This is a genomic window from Prevotella sp. FD3004 (assembly GCF_000746155.1).
In the GTDB taxonomy this organism is placed as follows: Bacteria; Bacteroidota; Bacteroidia; order Bacteroidales; family Bacteroidaceae; genus Prevotella.
This window is the reverse complement of the sequence record NZ_JQKR01000008.1, coordinates 328,447-343,206: the sequence shown is the minus strand read 5'-3', so window position 1 is coordinate 343,206 and position 14,760 is coordinate 328,447. Positions and strand designations below refer to the sequence as shown.

Genomic DNA, 14,760 nt, shown 5'->3' with positions numbered 1-14,760 from the left:
ATAACAGGTATATCCTTCCCTTATCAAAAAAAGGAATTAAAATGGAAACAAAATATTATTTAAATCCTGACTATACCATTCGTAAAGATGGTAATAGGTATCTGCTTCACTCCAGATTCATGAAGAAGTATGATTCAGATACGGCAAAGACTTTGATCCATCCTTATCATGCTAGATTGTTGTCGCTGTTCTCAGGTGGTAGTTCGGCAGAGCAGGCCGCAAGCGTTATAGCTGAAGATTTGGGCGTTACTCAGGCAGAGGCAAGGAAAATCCTCGTTCCTTGGATGAATAAAGAAAAGTTTTGCATTAAGATAAACAACTCTAATGTGAAGATTCCCAAGAATGTTTTGGTTCCATCCGATAGTATCGTAGACCAGCGTGACATCGTACCATTCAGTATTCCTAAATCCCTTGTCAAGGATGTGGATTTGTCAACTAAGAGACTTCAAATTCCTTATCTGATGACGTTCATGCTGACGAACACCTGTGTCACGAAGTGCTGTTATTGCTATGCTGATACTCAGACCAAGGTGAAGCAGCACCTTTCCACAGAACGAATCTTCGAGATTATCAGGGAGGCTAAGCGTCTTGGTGTTTACAATATCTTCCTAATTGGTGGTGAGGTGTTCTTGCATCCTGACTGGGAGCTTGTTCTGAAAGAACTCACTGATAATGGTTTCGGCCCTGATACTATTTCAACGAAGGTACCTATCACGCCAAGAATCGTAAAGGGATTGTTGGAGAGTGGTTATAAGGGAACGCTCCAGTTGTCGATAGACACCCTTATTCCAAATATTGCTGTTGATACGTTACATGTCAATCCATGCTATGTGTCAAAAGTAAGGCAAGGTTTGGATTTGTTGGAAGAAGCAGGCATCTCTTATAGAGTAGAGACCGTTCTGACCAAGGCTACCTGCACAAAGAAAAACATCGATACCTTGTTTGATTTTCTGAAGGGAAAAGAACATATCAAGAGCTGGGAAATCAGAACAGCCATGTTCTCTAACCAGAAGTCCATGGATAACTTCAACTCTATTAAGGCAACGGTGCCTCAGCTGGAAGAGTTATATGCTTATGCAGAGGATACACTCGGAAAAGAAGCTTCATTCTCAATTTTGTTCCCACGTACAGAAATTGATAAGGCATATTATTCAGCAGAGGGTGGAAGCTCTACATTCAGAGGTGCAAAATGTTCGGCTTTGAATGATCACCTGTTTGTTCTGCCTGATGGCAAATGCACTATTTGTGAACAGTTATACTGGAATCCGAATTTTATTATTGGTGATCTGACGAATGAAAGCATTTCGGAAGTCTGGAATTCTGCAAGAGCAAACAGACTGTTGAATCTGAAGCAAGAGACAATAAACAAACAGAGCCCATGTAGTGCTTGCAAATTGTTTGATGATTGTTTCAGAATCAACAGAAACAGATGTTGGACTGATGTCATCAAGGCTTATGGTGCCGATCGATGGGATTTCCCTGATCCCAGATGTAAGTTCGCTCCCAAAATGAATAACAACATATCTTATAAGGCCGGATGAGACAATTACTGATCTTCTTGACTTTATTCGTAGGGCTGCCGACTAAGGCTGATGAGGGCTTATGGGCTATCCATGACTTCCATCCCTCAACACGGGGTTCTTCTCTTTGTTTCTACTCAGAGAACGTACCTTCCATAAAGGATGCTATAGTGGCTGTAGGTGAGGGCGGATCGGGTAGCTTTATTTCTAATACAGGACTTGTATTGACCAATATGCATGTCATCAGGTCGTTGGTGGCAAAGGGTAGTGGGATGGAGCATGTCATGGAAAATGGTTTCTGTGCCAGTCCAACAGCTCCGGAATTTAAACTGAAAGGCCTGTATTTGAAGCAATTGGTTAGGACAGTCGATGTGTCTGCTGAGGTTGCTCAAGGGTTGTCAGAAGGTCAGAAATGGGATTCTCTGGTAAAAGAGATTTGTTTAAGATACCCACCTCGCCAAAAGGGGAATATTCAGGAAGTCAAGCGAGAGTTCTATGGTACCAGTCATTTTCTGCACGAATATTCTGTGATAGATGATGTCCGTCTTGTTTTTTGTCCTCCCCGGCACATGGCTTTTTATGGTGGCGATGCTGTCAACTGGCATTGGCCGCGGATGAGTGCCGACTTTGCGATATTGCGGGCTTATGTGAGAAACGGTGATGGTGAGTCACAACCATACTCCCCCGGATATTATCTGAAAATGTGCGAACATGGGGTTCTTCCCAATGAGGAAGTCTATGTGTTAGGCTTTCCTCGTGGTGCCTCTAATGACTGGATTTCTGCAGATGTAGATGAAAGCATTCTTTATAGTATGGTAAGGCGTGCAGAGATTCTGGCGTTGAGAATAGGCGTTATCAAGAAATATCAGGGTGATGTGTCCTCATTGGATAACGAGCGACTTAAGATTCTTGGTAGAATTACAGGGGCTATGCGCTATATGGTACCTGAGAAACTGCTGGCCAGGGAGGATTCGTGCAGTGTGTTGCTCCGCAAACAGGATGTAGGAAAGTTCCAGGATTTCTGTCGTTTACGGCATCAGGCCGATTCGCTGGTCAGATTGATAGGCCCTTTAATAGAATATGACGATGACTATCGTAGATGTATTCAGGCTATCCAATTCATCAACTCGGCAGGACTGGTAAAAAATAAGAATAGGTTTACGACAAATGTCTTAAGTCAATTAGTTGATAGAGTGTTTAGCTCGTCGGATATTGCAATGGAGAAAGCAATGACAAGATGTATGCTGAACTATCTTTCTCGTAAACATAGTATATTTGTCCCGAAGCCCATCAGAAATGGGGAAATGGGGGTGAATGATTATGTTGAAGACGTATACAGCCGTTCCTCTTTAGTCCAGAAAGATACAGTAAGGTCTATATTGTCAGGTAGTCGACAAGTGCACCATGATCCAGCCATTAGCTATCTCGAGTATACAGACTCGGTTTATCGGTCTGATGTCGGCACACGTTTGGTCTCTTATGCCAGCCAACTTAATGGAGTGAGAGATAGAATTCTTGCTATGCTTTATGATTGTGGCTTGATTCGCTGGTCAGGTACAAATGGAACTTTACGGGTGTCATATGGAAGAACTGGTGTGCAGTGTTGGGCTACAAGCCTGAATCGTGAGATAGGCAACGCTTGGTCAGGCTATGGCTATAAGTTAGGAGATCATTTGTCTGATGATAAACAGGTAGTGATGAACTTTACTACTAATTGCCATACATCAGGCGGGAATTCCGGTAGCCCAGTAATCAATGAACGTGGCGAGATGGTTGGACTCAACTTTGATAGAGTTTTCGACGGCCTTTGTGGAGATTACTATTATCTGCCCTCTGTTTGTCGGAATATATGTGTAAGTGTTGATTATATCATACAGATATTGCTGTCAAGGAATGATTCAAAACGAATACTTAAAGAACTTTGAATATGAAAGATAGTCATAACGAAATATTTATATCTGCTGTGCTCACCATGCACAATGAGGAGTCGTTTATATGTCAGTGTATAGACTCTGTTCTGGCTCAGGACCATAAAAATTTTGAGCTTATTATCGTTGACGATGGATCAACTGACAGATCGTGTGAGATTGTGGCATCTTACCGTGATCGTAGGATCCGGTTGTACAGAAACCATCAGAATTATATCCAGTCACTGAATCTGGGCATATCCAAGGCGTCTGGAAAGTATATTGCTCATATTGATGCCGATGATGTGATGTGCAAGTCACGGTTTTCAGAACAGATTCATTATATGGAGCAACATCCTGATGTTGATATCTGTGGAGCTTTTATGGATTCCTTTGGTCGGTTAAATACTGACTATACGGCTCCAACGGAGAACTTACGTATTATTTCCGATCTGCTGTGGGGTGTACAGATATTCCATCCTGTTATGATGTTTCGGACTTCATCGTTAATTGCTCGCGGTATGAAGGACCGGCTTTATAATCCACAATGTCCCTTGTGTGAGGACTACGACCTTCTTGTTTCTTCTGCATTACAGGGTATGTCGTTTGGTAACGTCGCGCAGAAACTGGTTCATTATCGACTTTCTGACAAACAGTTGACATGTGCCAAGGCCAAACAGGTGAGATACTATATGCTTCAGGTTAGAAAGAAATACTATGATTATATAGTGGCGGCCTTATTGAACTCAAATAAGGAACAGAATATGCCTGCTATCCAGGCATTAACCGATAGGTATGTAAGGAAAGAGATGAAGAAAACGGATTTCCTGAAGGGTATATCGGATATGTATTATCATTATTTATCTGAGGTTAGATGAAGGTTATCCGACAAAGAGATGCTATGCAGTGTGGAGTAGCTTGTCTGGCTATGATCTCCTGTCATTTGGGTAAGAAAATATCCTTGACAGAGGTCTCTAACTATTGCCATGCCAGAACGACTGGAGTCTCTTTAAAAAGCATCTCCGATGGTGCCAAGGCTATCGGACTGAATAGCTGGGCTTCATGTATATCTGTTGATAAGCTTTCGCATGGTGACAAGCCTTGTATACTTCATTGGAATCAGAAGCATTTTGTGGTTCTGTATAAAGTTAAGGACGGAAACGTTTTCTATGTTGCAGATCCAGGAAAAGGACTGATAAAATATAATCGTGAGGAATTTGAACGTCATTGGGTCAGTACCAAGGGAAATGGTCAGCATATGGGTATTGCCATGTTCTTTGAGCCTACATCAGAATTCTATGAAAAGAATGAAGATCGTATTGATGAAAGGCGTTCTTTCAGATTCCTTGCCAGCTATATCATGGAGTATCGGCGGTATTTCATGCAAGTCTTTCTTAGCCTTCTTTTTGTATGTCTGCTGCAGTTGGTCATGCCATTCCTTACACAAGGTATTGTTGACCTTGGAATAGCACATAAGGATGTTCACCTCATTTTTGCTATATTGTTGGGTGAGTTGGCAATTGTTATCGGCAAGACCTCAACAGATTTCATCCGCCGCTGGTTGCTGTTACATATATCCATGCGAATCAACATTTCCTTGGTAAGCGATTTCTTTATTAAGCTGTTACGACTTCCGATGTCTTTCTTTGAAACAAAGCTGATGGGCGACTTGCTTCAGAGAATGAACGACCATTCCAGAGTACAATTGTTCCTAACCAACCAACTGTTGGGCGTAATGTTTACTTTCTTTAGCTTTATTGTCTTTGGTAGCGTCCTCTTGGTCTATAATAAATTGATTTTTGGCGTATTCTTGTTGGGAAGTATTATCTATGGCCTTTGGATTGCCTATTTCCTGAAAAGGAGAAAAATCATTGACTATGAACTATTTGAGCAGCAGGCTATTAACAAGAATAGAACCTATCAGTTTGTTACCTCTATGCAGGAAATCAAGTTGCAGGATTGTGAGAAACGTCGTAGATGGGAATGGGAAGATACACAGGCTGATCTTTTTAATGTCCAGATGAAGTCACTCAAGTTACAACAAACTCAGGAAGCTGGAAGTGTGTTTATCAATGAGGTTAAGAATATTTTTATAACAGTGCTGGCTGCAACTGCGGTTATTAATGGACAGATAACTCTTGGTACGATGCTAGCCATACAGTATATTGTCGGGCAATTGAACTCGCCAGTGGAGAACCTGATGACCTTTGTCTATTATCTTCAGGATGTCAAGATATCATTGGACCGAATTAACGAAATCCATCAGGCAGACAATGAGGAAAGTGGGGATGTTAAGCTGGATAGCTTCGATGGACACAAGGACATTATCATCGATCATGTGGATTTCAAATACGATATGCATGCCCTTCAAAATACATTGAATGATATCTCATTCACCATTCCTGAAGGCAAGGTTACAGCTATTGTTGGCGCCAGTGGCAGTGGCAAAACCACCTTAATGAAGTTGCTGTTAGCCTATTATCCGGTTCTGGCTGGGTCAATTCGGATTGCGGGACATCAGATAAAGGACTATAGCTTGAAGTGGTGGCGTCGGCACTGTGGCGTTGTAATGCAAGAAGGCATTATTTTCTCAGAATCTATCGCTCGTAATATTGCTGTTAGCGATGGAGCCGTGGATGAACAGCGTTTGGATGAGGCTGCCAAGATAGCCTGTATCTATGATTTCGTAATGTCTCTTCCACTGAAATATGATACGAAGATAGGACGTGATGGGCTAGGGCTGAGTCTTGGACAACGTCAGCGCATCCTGATTGCTAGGGCGGTCTATAAAAATCCAGATTTTATTTTCCTGGATGAGGCTACTAATTCACTTGATGCTAAGAACGAACGTGAGATTGTAGATAACCTTGACAAGTTTTATCGGGGAAAGACCGTCGTCGTTGTGGCTCATAGGCTAAGCACTATCAAAAATGCGGATCAGATTATCGTGTTGGATCATGGTCGTGTTGCTGAAAGTGGTAACCATGTCTCTCTGATACAAAAGAAGGGATTGTACTATCATCTGATAAAGAACCAACTAGAATTAGGAAATTAATGATGAGTAGAAAAAATATAAATCAGAGCCATATCGAGATAAGATCAGAGAAGGTTCGTAGGATCATTGGCGCCAATCCTCCAAAGTTCGTAAGTTGGGGCATTATTGTTATCATGTTACTGTATGTGGCATTGTTCGTTTTTGTGTTGAGTCTTCCTTATCCTTATGGCGGGGGAGAAACAATTTTTCAACATCTTTTCCGGATTTGATACACTTAATAATTCCGTCGTGGGATAGAAAGTGTTAGAGGAAATTCATGATGTGTAATCATTATAAAAAAGAAGTGCAATGAGAATAACAGAAATAATAAAGAAGGTATGGGAAAGGCTTAGAAGGTTTCCTTGTTACATTCAGTCTGATATGATGGATAGCAGGCCAGCGGCTTTGGCCTCGATGGCTTCATATTATGGTAAGAGGTATAGCCTTTCTGAACTTCGGGAACTATGTTCCCCTCCTGAAAATGGTGTGAGTATGCAGGGAATAGAAGATGCCGCAAGAAAGATCGGCTTTGAGACCCAGTCAATAAAGACAACTATCGCAAGACTTTGCCGGAAGAACCCTATTCCTTGCATTCTTCTTTGGGATAATGCTCGTTTCGTTGTGCTTTATGACATCAGGAAATCACTGCTCACAGGTCAGAGATACTTTTATATCTCTGACCCGAGCTGTGGTAGGATGAAAGTCAATGAAAACGAGTTCTGCTTGTATTGGTGTAATGAAGACGGAGAAGGCATAGCCTTACTCATGACGCCTTCTGTATAAGTTTACACGTAAGTCTCGAGAAACTTTACTTCGCCCTCGACCTTTACCTCGCTTGTGGTGGCGGGTAGTAACACTGTGTCACCCATTTGGAAAGGCATCTCCTCGCCATTGCAGATGAGACGGCCTTCGCCCTTTACGGCTATCAGGATGACAAATGAGTCGAGCTCGGAGTAATCGAGAGTCATGGGCTCGTTGAGGTCGTAAACGGCAGTGGTGAAGTAGGGGCATGTAGCCACCTGTACGCCCTCGTTCTTTACAGGTTCGTATTCTGCACGGTAGTTGGGCAGTACAGTGTAGTCGATGCTCTCTGCGGCCTCTTTGGTGTGAAGCTCACGATAGTTGCCGTTTTTGTCCTTGCGCTTGAAGTCATAGATACGATAGGTTACATCGGATGTCTGCTGAATCTCGGCCACGAAACAACCTGCACCAATGGCGTGAATGCGGCCTGCGGGGATGAAGAACACGTCGCCCTCGTTTACCTCATAGCGTGCAAGTGCGTCGGTGATGGTGTCGTTCTCTACCATCTGCTTATACTGCTCGGGAGTAATCTGCTGTTTCAGTCCGTTGTAGAGTTGGGCACCAGGTGTGGGTTCTAGGGCATACCACATTTCTGTCTTGCCACGGCTCTTACCTTGGCGATGGGCTATCTCGTCGGTGGGGTGTACTTGGATGGAAAGGTCTTTTTGGGCATCGATAAACTTGATAAGTAGGGGAAACTCGTCGCCAAAACGCTCATAGTTTTCCTCGCCAACCAGTTGGCCTTTCAGTTCACGTACCAGCTGGTTCAGACTCTTGCCCTTATGTGGCCCGTTGGCTACAATGGTCTCGTTGTCTTTCACACCAGAGATTTCCCAGCTCTCGCCTACGTTCTCGCATCCCTCCGATAGCGAGCGCTCAAGTTGCGAGTCTAAATGTTTGAAGGGGATGATCTTGTCACCTCCCCATAGTGTCTGCTTCAGCAGCGGTTCAAATTTAATCATTGTTTTGGTTATATTAATTAATCAGTTTTCTTTCCAGAAACTTCGGGTGAATAGCACCAGCACGGTCATAATCTCTAAACGTCCCATGAGCATCAGTAGACAGAGAATCCACTTGATGTATTCGGGAAGAATCGACCACGACATGACGGGGCCTATCTGAGTGCCGAGGGTGGGGCCTACATTGCTGACACAACTCAAGGCTATGGTGATGGCGTTTGTATTGTCAATGCCTGCCACAATCATGATTGTGGCGGTGACGAGTATCATTAGCATGGTCAGTGTGAAGAAGGCGAAAAGCGTGATGAGCTTTGACTGCGGGATATTTTGGCCGTTTACCTTCACGGGCAGTACTGCATTAGGGTGCAGGCTCTGCCTGAAGTTGTTGCGTACTACCTTCAGCAGCATCACGCCACGAATGCACTTGAAACCACCACTTGTACTACCGGCACATGCTCCGAGATACATCACGACGCCTAAAATCACCCAAGTGACATGAGGCCATGTTCCTGCATCTTCATTAAACATACCTGTGGTTGTCATGAATGATACCACTTGGAATAGGGCACTACGAAATGCATGTTCGAAATCGTAATCCATCCTGCTGATGAGCAGGTACATGATCCATAGCGTGGCACCAGCCATAATGCTGATGTAGAGCCTGAATTCGGAGTTTGTGAATAGCGATTTCAACTTCATCTTGAAGATTGTTATATATAATAAGGTGAAGTTGATACCAGACAGGAACTGGAATGTAATTGATATGTAGTCGATAGTGGGAGAGTGGAAAAACTCCGTACTCTCATTGTGGATGGAGAAACCGCCTGTGGCCGTTGTTGTCATCGAATAGTTCAGTGCTTCGAACCAGTTCATGCCTGCGGTCCAGAATGACAGGCCGCAAGCAAAGGTCAGGATGAGATATATGCTCCATATCCATTTTGCCGTCGTGCTGAGTCGCGGGTGCATCTTTGCCTTGATAGGGCCGGTGGCCTCTGCGGCAAACACCTTCACGCTACCACCTACCAGTGAAGGCAGGATGGCGATGGTGAAGAACACGATTCCCAAACCGCCTATCCATTGCATCAGCGAGCGCCAGAACAAAATGGCATGCGGCAGGCATTCCACGTCGTCGAGAATGGTTGCTCCTGTTGTTGAGAAGCCCGACATGGTTTCGAAATAGGCATCGGTCACGTTGGTGATGCTACCATGGATGAGGAAAGGGAACATGCCAAAGAACGAGAAAACCACCCAAGCCGCTGTCACCACCACATAGGCGTCGCGACGGCTGAGACTGTTTTCTGAGTTACGTCCTAAGTACAAGAAAAAGAAACCACTTCCGAACGTCAGCAACAACGACATCAAGAATGCCATCAGATCATCCTCGTGATACGAGAAAGCCATCAGGGCGCAACTCGACATGAAGAATGCCTCGATAAACAGCAGTGAGCCTATGATTTTGCTGATGATACGGAAGTTTACCATATCGCGTTTTTCTTAAAGAACTTCTCTATATGATTAAGTTTAGCCTCGTGGCAGAATACCATGACGGAGTCGCCTGCCTCGATCTGTGAGTTACCGTTCACGAGCATGCCCTGCCCCTTACGGACCAGTCCGCCAATGGTGACACCGAAAGGCATGCCCAAGTCTTTGACGGGCTTTTTGGTGACCTTTGATCCCTCAGCAGCCGTGAATTCTGCCACTTCTGCATCGACCAGCATCAGTGACCGTAGATTGTCGACATCTGCATCAAGCATCATCTGGAAGATGTGGCTCGCTGCTATGGTTTTCTTGTTGATGATTGTACCTATATCAAGGCTTTCGGCCATACTTACATAGTCGAGGTTCTCAACCATGGCAATGGTCTTACGCACACCTACCTTCTTTGCTGTCAGACAAGCCAGAATGTTGGTCTCGGCGTTGCCTGTCAGTGCCACAAAGGCCTGAGTGTTCCTGATGCCTTCTTCCTCAAGCAGGCCTAGGTCTCGTCCATCACCGTGTATTACCATTGTGTCGTTGTTCTCTAGCAGTTCGTTTAGCCTTTCGCAACGGGTAGCGTCTTTCTCTATGATTTTCACGTTCATATAGTCGGGCGCTGTCAGAGCAGCACGTACGGCAGTTTTTCCGCCCCCCATGATGATGACGTTTTTCACGTCAGTATAGTGCTCCTTACCCACAATCTTGCGGATGTAGGGTATGTAGTCCTTCGTTGTCATAAAGTAGGCGAGGTCGTTCACGCGCAGTTCATCCATACCTGCAGGGATAATCGTCTCTCCGCCACGCTTGATGGCTACGATGTGATAAGGATCGTCGGGGCCGCAAAGGTCTCTCAGCGGCAGATTCAGAATCTCGGCCGTCTCACGCAGTTTAATACCCAGCAGAATCAAGGCTCCATCATGCACATCCCAACGCTGACGTACCCACGACATCTTCAGTCCGTTGTTGATGTCGGTGGCAGCAAGCACTTCGGGATAGATAAGAGAGTCGAGCCCTAGGTTTCTGAAGAATGGCTGTAGGCTGGGCGACAGGTATTCATAGTTGTCGATACGCGCCACGGTTTTTTTAGCGCCCAGAGCATGAGCCAGTATGCAGGCATTGATGTTGGTGCTTTCCTCTGGAGTTACACCTACAAACAGGTCGGCATGCGGCGTACCAGCCTCTTTCAGTGCTTTAATGCTCGTGGGAAGTGCGCAATAAGTCATTACGTCGTACTCGCTGAGACCGCTCAGGCGATCCTCGTCAGCGTCTATCAGTACACAGTCCTGATGCTCGCGCGACAGCAGTTTCGACAGATGAGTTCCTACGGCACCTGCACCGACAATAACGATTTTCATATTTCTTTGATAGCCTTGATGATGCTTTCTTCGTCGAGTCCGACAATTTTCTGTAACTCGCAGACCTTACCATGTTCTACGAAGCTGTCGGGAAGACCCAGTCTCACGATGCGAGGTTCATAGCCGTGGTCGTTCATCCATTCCAGAACAGCTGATCCTAGTCCGCCGCTCTTTGTGCCGTTCTCCACGGTGATAATTTTTTTGAACTTCTTGCCAACTTCTTCCAGAATATTTTCGTCGATGGGTTTCAGGAAACGCATATCGTAGTGAGCCACGCTGATAGTGTCGCCTTCTTGCCTCATCTGTTCTATGGCGCGTGTTACATTATTACCTATCGGACCGATGCTCAGTACTGCTACGTCGCTGCCGTCGTGCAGTTTGCGACCTGTGCCCACCTCGATTTCCTCCAACGGACAACGCCAGTCTTGCAACTCACCGCCGCCTCTGGGGTAACGGATTACGAACGGTCCCTTATTGGGCAACTGGGCTGTATACATCAGTCTGCGCAACTCGTGCTCGTCTAATGGCGAGGCAATTGTCAGGTTCGGTATGGGGCGCAGTGCTGCCAAATCGAAGGCACCATGGTGTGTGGGACCATCTTCGCCTACCAGCCCTGCGCGGTCGAAGCAGAACACCACGTTAAGATTCAGCAGGGCTACATCATGGATGATGTTGTCGAAGGCACGTTGTGCAAAGGCACTGTAGATATTACAGAACGGCAGAAGTCCGTCTTTGGCCATACCACCAGAGAAGGTTACAGCATGTCCCTCTGCGATACCGACGTCGAAGGTGCGCGAAGGCATTTCCTTCATCATAATGTTCATAGAGCATCCACTGGGCATGGCGGGCGTCACACCCACGATTTTCGGATTCTGCTTGGCCAGCTCCAGCAGGGTATGTCCAAACACATCCTGATATTTCTGAGGTTTCGTGGGGTCGTTGTCCACAAGGCGCTCGCCCGTATCAGGATTGAACTTGCCGGGAGCATGCCATACGGTCACGTCTTTTTCTGCGGGCGCATAACCATGTCCTTTCTGCGTGTGCAGATGGAGCAACTTTGGGCCCTTCATATCCTTCATCTGGCGTAGAATACGCACCAGCTCCTTCACGTCGTGTCCATCGAAGGGGCCGAAGTAGCGTATGTTCATTCCTTCAAAGATGTTCTGTTGGTGCGAGATGGCACTCTTCACGGCATTCGTCAGACGGATGATGCCCTTGCGGCGATCTTCGTTCAGCATGCCTTTGCCATGTAACCAGCGCGCGGCCTTGAAGCGTATGGCGTTATAGGTCTCGTTGGTACTCAGGTTCAGCAGATATTGTTTCATGCCGCCAACCGAACGGTCGATGGACATGTTGTTGTCGTTCAGGATAATCAGCAGGTCGTTGGGTGATGACGATACGTTGTTTAGACCTTCGAAAGCCAGTCCGCCACTTAGGGCGCCGTCGCCGATCACTGCCACCACATGGCGATTGTCTTTGCCCTCCAACTTGGCTGCCACAGCCATACCAAGGGCTGCTGATACAGAGTTGCTGGCATGTCCGCATGCAAATGTATCATACTCGCTCTCAATTGGCGATGGGAACGGCTTGATGCCGCCTAGTTTACGATTGGTACAGAATTGATCACGTCTTCCTGTTAATATTTTGTGACCATATGCTTGATGGCCCACATCCCATACAATACGGTCTTCGGGCGTGTCATACACATAATGCAGTGCCACGGTAATCTCTGCCACGCCAAGACTCGAAGCCAAGTGTCCGGGGTTTACTGCAACTTCCTCGATAATGTCGCGACGCAACTCATTGCAGAGTTGGGGTAACTCATCGACAGAGAGCTTACGCAAATCCTCAGGGTATTGGATCTTGTTTAAGAGTGTAAATTCAGTTTTTTCCACACAAATCATTGTTATTTTGGCGGCAAAGTTATACAATTTTTATCAAAATACAAAAAAAATCAGTATTTTTGCACCCTGAAATCTGAATAGAACTTAAATTATATATATGAGATACGGAATTATTGGCGTTGGTGCCATTGGTGGCTTTTATGGAAGTAAACTGGCTTATAGTGGGCAGGAGGTCCATTTTCTGTTGCATAGCGATTATCAGTTTGTGAAAGAACATGGTATGCAGGTGGATTCGTGCGACGGGTCATTCCATCTTGACCATGTGAATGTCTATCAGAATGTTGAAGATATGCCCAAGTGCGACGTCGTTCTTGTGGGATTGAAAACAACCAACAATCATCTGCTTGCTAAGTTGTTGCCGCCTCTACTTCACGAACATACCATTGTTGTACTTATCCAGAATGGCATCGGTGTTGAGGCCGATGTACAGCAGATGTTCCCTAAAACACAGCTTGTAGCAGGACTGGCGTTTATTTGCTCGGCCAAGACGGAGCCAGGACGTGTAAACCATCAGTGCTATGGTAGCATCAATCTTGGTAACTACTCTTGTAAGGATGAAGCACGCTTCCAGCAGATTTTAAACGATTTTACAAATGCGGGTGTTCAGGCAGCTTCCGTACCTTACGAAGAAGCTCGCTGGAAAAAGGCTGTCTGGAACATGCCCTTCAATGGCATGACCGTAGCTCTTGACACGCAGACCGATCTCTTGCTGAAGAATCCCGACACCCGTCAGCTCATCCGCGATCTGATGATGGAGGTGATTGGAGCAGCTCAGCATTTGGGTGTGACAGGTCTTACCGAGGCGTTTGCCGATAAGATGATTGAGACCACCGACGTTATGACACCCTATTCACCTTCGATGAAACTCGACTACGATTTCCACCGTCCGATGGAGATTCACTATCTTTACAGTCGGCCTATAGAAATAGCCCGCGCAGCAGGTTATCGCATGCCTAAACTTGAGATGCTTGAGGCCGAATTGCGTTTCAAGGAGCAGGCTTGATTTTCTTTCTATAATAAATGCTAAAAGGTTTGGTAGTTACATAAAAACTTCATATTTTTGCAGAAAGTTTAATGACTGCACCTAAAATATGAAATATGTCGCCTTGCCATTTACCGAAACCCGTCGCCTGTCGTTCTATCTGGCGATGGAGGAGTATGCGGCGCGCCATTTCGACGAACCCGACTACTTCTTTATGTGGCAGGTAGAACCAACGGTTATCATCGGGCGTAATCAAGTGCTTGAGAATGAGGTGAATATTGATTACTGTCGTAGTCATGATATCAAGGTGTTTCGTCGCAAAAGCGGAGGAGGCTGCGTTTATGCCGATAGGGACAACGTGATGCTTTCATTTGTCTCTTCTGAGGAAAATGTCGGTCTGGCTTTCAACCGTTTTATCAATATGGTGTTGCTCGTGCTCAGAAAGATGGGCATCGAGGCCACAGGCACCAGTCATAACGATGTGCTGATTGGCAATCGTAAGGTGTGTGGCACAGCCTGTTATCATTTGAATGGCCGTAGCATCGTACACTCAACCCTGCTCTACGATACTAATATGGATCACATGCTCCAAGCCATTACCCCAGGACCTGAAAAGTTGGAGAAAAAGGGCATTCAGAGCGTGCGTCAGCGCATCACCTTATTAAAGAATCATACATCGTTCTCTCTCTGCGAAGTGAAGGCGTTGATTCGCGACACTTTATGTGTGGGTGAGCGTGTGCTTACTGCCGAGGAGGTGAGCGGAATAGAGCAGTTGGAACAGCAGTATTTTCGTGAAGACTATATCAAACAATTACAATAATC

Annotated in this window: 11 protein-coding genes; 7 read left to right on the top strand and 4 right to left on the bottom strand. The window is 45.6% G+C overall.

Features of this window, described 5'->3' with window-relative positions; translation table 11 throughout:
- The first annotated feature begins 41 nt into the window (after positions 1-41).
- From T325_RS01595 to T325_RS01575, 5 genes are all read left to right on the top strand, one after another.
- Positions 42-1,541 carry a radical SAM/SPASM domain-containing protein gene (locus tag T325_RS01595; protein ID WP_036909779.1) on the top strand — a complete coding sequence of 500 codons (1,500 nt, stop codon included), beginning with the start codon at positions 42-44 and terminating at the stop codon, positions 1,539-1,541.
- On the top strand, positions 1,538-3,445 hold the full coding sequence (locus T325_RS01590) for a S46 family peptidase (protein WP_036909778.1): 1,908 nt from the start codon (positions 1,538-1,540) through the stop codon (positions 3,443-3,445). Before T325_RS01595 ends, T325_RS01590 begins: the two co-directional genes overlap by 4 nt.
- Positions 3,446-3,447: 2 nt before the next feature.
- The gene (locus T325_RS12300; protein ID WP_051949644.1) at positions 3,448-4,305 is read left to right on the top strand and encodes a glycosyltransferase family 2 protein; all 858 of its coding nucleotides are present in this window, start codon (positions 3,448-3,450) and stop codon (positions 4,303-4,305) included.
- A complete protein-coding gene (locus T325_RS01580) occupies positions 4,302-6,482 on the top strand; it encodes a peptidase domain-containing ABC transporter (protein ID WP_036909776.1) in 2,181 nt (726 codons plus the stop codon). Before T325_RS12300 ends, T325_RS01580 begins: the two co-directional genes overlap by 4 nt.
- Before the next feature lie 288 nt (positions 6,483-6,770).
- The gene (locus tag T325_RS01575; protein ID WP_036909774.1) at positions 6,771-7,244 is read left to right on the top strand and encodes a cysteine peptidase family C39 domain-containing protein; all 474 of its coding nucleotides are present in this window, start codon (positions 6,771-6,773) and stop codon (positions 7,242-7,244) included.
- A 2-nt stretch (positions 7,245-7,246) separates the two neighbouring features.
- Here the strand turns inward: T325_RS01575 and T325_RS01570 are convergent, their stop codons facing one another.
- From T325_RS01570 to dxs, 4 genes are read right to left on the bottom strand one after another with little or no spacing between them, the layout of a single operon-like run.
- Positions 7,247-8,224, bottom strand: coding sequence for a type I phosphomannose isomerase catalytic subunit (locus T325_RS01570; protein ID WP_036909773.1), 978 nt, complete (start codon positions 8,222-8,224; stop codon positions 7,247-7,249).
- A 21-nt stretch (positions 8,225-8,245) separates the two neighbouring features.
- Positions 8,246-9,703, bottom strand: a complete 1,458-nt coding sequence (locus tag T325_RS01565) for a TrkH family potassium uptake protein (protein ID WP_036909772.1) — start codon at positions 9,701-9,703, stop codon at positions 8,246-8,248.
- Positions 9,697-11,052: a Trk system potassium transporter TrkA gene (gene trkA, locus T325_RS01560; RefSeq protein WP_036909771.1), complete on the bottom strand. Its 1,356-nt coding sequence runs from the start codon at positions 11,050-11,052 to the stop codon at positions 9,697-9,699. The genes T325_RS01565 and trkA overlap by 7 nt, the downstream gene beginning before the upstream one ends.
- Positions 11,049-12,947: a 1-deoxy-D-xylulose-5-phosphate synthase gene (dxs, locus tag T325_RS01555; RefSeq protein ID WP_036910130.1), complete on the bottom strand. Its 1,899-nt coding sequence runs from the start codon at positions 12,945-12,947 to the stop codon at positions 11,049-11,051. Before dxs ends, trkA begins: the two co-directional genes overlap by 4 nt.
- A gap of 106 nt (positions 12,948-13,053) precedes the next feature.
- On the opposite strand from dxs, the gene T325_RS01550 reads away from it, so the two are divergent.
- On the top strand, positions 13,054-13,959 hold the full coding sequence (locus T325_RS01550; protein ID WP_036909770.1) for a putative 2-dehydropantoate 2-reductase: 906 nt from the start codon (positions 13,054-13,056) through the stop codon (positions 13,957-13,959).
- Between the two features lie 88 nt (positions 13,960-14,047).
- Positions 14,048-14,758, top strand: coding sequence for a lipoate--protein ligase family protein (locus T325_RS01545; RefSeq protein ID WP_036909769.1), 711 nt, complete (start codon positions 14,048-14,050; stop codon positions 14,756-14,758).
- Positions 14,759-14,760: the final 2 nt, after the last annotated feature.